5 protein-coding genes are annotated in these 3,824 nt (G+C 40.3%); 1 reads left to right on the top strand and 4 read right to left on the bottom strand.

Going from position 1 to position 3,824, the window contains the following annotated elements; genetic code table 11:
• On the bottom strand, positions 1-804 hold an 804-nt coding region (locus WB217_RS17840; RefSeq protein WP_423994645.1), incomplete at its 3' end, for an FAD-dependent oxidoreductase.
• Positions 805-1,123: 319 nt separating this feature from the next.
• On the opposite strand from WB217_RS17840, the gene WB217_RS17845 reads away from it, so the two are divergent.
• A complete protein-coding gene (locus WB217_RS17845) occupies positions 1,124-2,716 on the top strand; it encodes a M2 family metallopeptidase (RefSeq protein WP_423994646.1) in 1,593 nt (530 codons plus the stop codon).
• A gap of 97 nt (positions 2,717-2,813) precedes the next feature.
• On the opposite strand, the gene rlmH is transcribed toward WB217_RS17845, so the two are convergent.
• From rlmH to WB217_RS17860, 3 genes are all read right to left on the bottom strand, one after another.
• Positions 2,814-3,293 carry a 23S rRNA (pseudouridine(1915)-N(3))-methyltransferase RlmH gene (gene rlmH / locus WB217_RS17850; protein ID WP_423994647.1) on the bottom strand — a complete coding sequence of 160 codons (480 nt, stop codon included), beginning with the start codon at positions 3,291-3,293 and terminating at the stop codon, positions 2,814-2,816.
• 101 nt (positions 3,294-3,394) lie between these two features.
• Positions 3,395-3,556 carry a CxxH/CxxC protein gene (locus tag WB217_RS17855; RefSeq protein ID WP_335375928.1) on the bottom strand — a complete coding sequence of 54 codons (162 nt, stop codon included), beginning with the start codon at positions 3,554-3,556 and terminating at the stop codon, positions 3,395-3,397.
• Between the two features lie 128 nt (positions 3,557-3,684).
• Positions 3,685-3,816, bottom strand: a complete 132-nt coding sequence (locus WB217_RS17860; RefSeq protein WP_423994648.1) for a hypothetical protein — start codon at positions 3,814-3,816, stop codon at positions 3,685-3,687.
• Positions 3,817-3,824 lie beyond the last annotated feature (8 nt).

A 3,824-nucleotide genomic window follows, 5' to 3' on the forward strand; every position in this document is an offset into this window, starting at 1 on the left:
GTCTGTTTCCATATAATCATTGACAACAATCCCGCGATTCACGTAAATTCCGCTGTCCTTGGCAAGCTGGACATTTGGGCGGATGCCCACGGCCATGACAACAAGATCGGCTGCCACTTCGGAGCCATCCGCGAACCGGAGCCCTGTCACCCGTTCATCGCCGAGGATTTCAGCGGTCTGCTTCTCAAGCAGGAAGTTCATCCCCTGGGACTCCAATTCTTTTCTCAGCATTTCAGAAGCAGTGGCATCCAATTGCCTTTCCATCAAGTATGGCATGAGGTGGACGACATCCACTTCCATCCCCAGATTGAGGAGGCCCCGTGCTGCTTCCAATCCAAGGAGACCGCCGCCGATGACAACCGCCTTCTTATATTCACGAGAATCTTTGATCATCATTTCACAATCATGGATATCACGAAAACCGACGACGCCTTTTTTATCAGCACCAGGCACTGGTAAAATAAATGAACTAGAACCGGTCGCGATGATCAATTCATCGTATTCGGCAATCCGGCCCGCACTTGAAATGACCTGTTTATTTTCCTTGTCTATTTTTACGATCTCTTCGCCGACATAAAGCTTGATACCATTGTTCTTATACCATTCCCAGTCGTTCATTATAATGTCCTCAATACTCTTATCACCCTGCAGGACTGTAGACAACATGATCCGGTTGTAATTCGGATGCGGTTCGTTCCCAAAAATCGCAATCTCGTATGCTTCACGATCAAGCTTCAACAGTTCTTCTATTGTCCTGACTCCCGCCATCCCGTTGCCAATCATGACCAGTTTCTTCTTTTCCATTTTTCGTTCCTCCCACTATTGATCTTATATATGGAATTTTTAAGATAGATAATGTTTTCTCTATGTCTAAATTGTATTACTGTAGGAGGATTAAATTTGTGAAGTTCGTCACATTCTGAATTAGTTTGTTCATAGTTTCACAAATACGTCAAATTAACAATTTCAGGAGGATCCGTTAGGAGAGAAAAAAGTGTAGTCAAAAGATTTAGGAACTTAAAAGGAGATTTTTAGAAGCTTTTTAAAGGTTTAAGAATATCTCTAAAGAATACTTAATAATGTTACTATTATGATAATTAACTATAGAAAGGTAGTGATACATATGGAAACATTACAAACCTTCTTAAAAGAAATCAATGACCAAATGCAAGGATTATATAAAGATGGGACTCAATCAAGCTGGATGGCCCAAACCACTGGAGACTCTGAATGGGCTGCTAAATTAAGTGATGCTGAAACTCGATACAACCTTTTATTTTCTTCAAAAGATACATATGAGAAAACAAAACAATTTCTAGCAACGGAAAACTTAACCGAGATCGAAAAACGTCAGCTTAAACTTCTGCTAAGCGAAATGGAAGGTAACCAACTTCCTGAAGAAGTGATTGCTGATCTATCAAAACGCTCTTCTGAACTAAATTTATTATTTAACACATACTCCCCTGAAGTGGATGGCAAAAAGTATTCTGCCAATGATATTCGGGGAGTATTGGTTAATAGTGATGACCAGGAATTACGCAAAAAAGTATGGTTTGCAAGTAAGGAAGTTGGGAAAGTCGTAGAAAAAGGCCTGCTTGAGCTTGTGAAGAAGCGCAATGAAGCAGCACAACTACTTGGTTATGATAACCACCATCAAATGGGCTTTGCTCTTCAAGAACTTGACCGTGACGAGGTATTCGCTATTTTCAACGAACTTATTGCACAATCAGATGAAGCCTACCGCTCGATGAAGAAAGAACTAGACGAACGTTTAGCAGCTAAATTTGGGATTAATCCAGAGGATATACGCCCTTGGCATTATGTCGATCCCTTTTTCCAAGAGGCACCACCATCTGATTCAACCAATCTAGATCCTTTTTACCAAGGGAAAGATATTGTCCAAATCACAACAGATACGTTTAGCTCAATGGGAATCGAAATTGATGACCTATATGCCAAAAGCGATTTGTTCCCTAGAGAAAACAAAAACCCAACAGCCTTTTGCACGGATATTGACCGCGAAGGAGACGTTCGTGTCCTTTGCAACTTAACGGAAGATGCGTATTGGATGGAAACGAACCTACATGAGTTTGGCCATGCAGCTTATTTCAAATATATAGACTCCAGCCTTCCATTCGGACTGCGCACAGTAAGTCATACCTTAACAACCGAGTCGATCGCGATGTTATTTGGAAAAATGGGCAAAGACCCTCGTTGGTTAAAGCGCTTTTTACAAGTTGATGAAGCCACAGTAAATGGACTTGCTCCTGAATTAGAAAAGTACCAACAGTTACAAATGCTTATTGCAGCAAGATGGATTATTACCTTTGTATTTTTTGAAAAAGAACTTTACGAAAATCCCAATCAAGATTTAAACGCTTTATGGTGGAAAACAGTAAAGGAAATTCAGCTAGTCACTCCTCCTGATGCAACAGATCATCCCGATTGGGCTGCAAAAATTCATTTTACACTCGCACCTGTTTATTACCAAAATTATCTACTCGGGGAATTAATGGCTGCACAACTTCTTCGTCATATTGAAACGAAGATTTCTCCTGAATTTTTCACAAAAGAAACGGGAGAAATGCTCATCAATCAATTCTTCAAACCAGCTGCCCTTTATGACTGGAATGAAAAAATTCGCCGTGTAACCGGCGAAAAATTAAACCCTGCTCACTTTGTTGATGTTTATTGCAAAACTCAGGTGAAAAATTAATTAATAAAAATATGGATAGCTAGGACTCTATGACCTTAGCTATCCTTTTTCTATTATTAAAGGCAACTTGCCGTCTTATTTTCAACTTTTTTTGGCTCTATTTATGATAAGGTTCACCCCGATTAATCCGAAAAGCCCGATAAATCTGCTCAACCAAGATCAAACGCATTAGCTGGTGCGGAAAGGTCATCTTCGAGAAGCTCAGCTGCTCGTCGGATCGTTTCAGAACTTCATCGCTCAGGCCAAGGGATCCGCCAATAACGAAAGCCACTTTGCTTTTGCCATAGGTGGCCAGCTTATCGAGGCTGTCTGCAAGTTCTTCCGATGACTTCAACTTTCCGTTTATGGCTAAAGCAATAACATGTGCATCTGGGTTAATTTTTGCCAGGATCCGTTCTCCTTCTTTTTGCTTTACCTGAACCATTTCTGTTTCACTTAATTCCTCTGGTGCTTTCTCGTCTGACACCTCAATAACATCGACTTTTGCATAGCTTCCAAGGCGCTTTAAGTATTCTTCTATCCCCTGTTTCAGGTATTTTTCTTTCAATTTGCCAACCGTAACGATTGAGATATTCACAGTCATCCCCACTTTACAAACAAATTACAAACAGTTTACAAACAAGATATCCACAGAAGATATCCACATATCCACACCCTGTATCCACATTTAGTAGGCGATCATTCGTTCGCTACAATATATACTGCAGGTTGTCCACAGTATCCACAAGAAAACCCCGAGTTTTCCACAGCCTCCAACTTCTCTAATTGTGGTGCTGTTTCATACTCATCCACTGCTTCATCTAGCGCTAATTCTACATGTTCACTGCAACAATACTTCATTTTCCCAAATCCCTTCTTGGCTTTTTATATTTTTATCATTCACTAAAAATCTAAATAAATTATCCACAGACCATTTTAACATAAAAAAACAGGAAGCATTTGCTCCCTGTTCATCTACCCACAAGCCGTTACAATGTTTCGCCGCCTAATTTTAATGTTGTTTCCTGAAGCTTGCCATTGCGGTAAAACTTAACCTTTAATTCATCGCCGACCTTCTTTTGATTGTATAGGTGCTTTCTGAGATCAACAGCATCGCGTATTTCTTTCC

Origin of the sequence: Mesobacillus sp. (assembly GCF_049588175.1) — a bacterium.
Taxonomy (GTDB): Bacteria; Bacillota; Bacilli; order Bacillales; family Cytobacillaceae; genus Mesobacillus.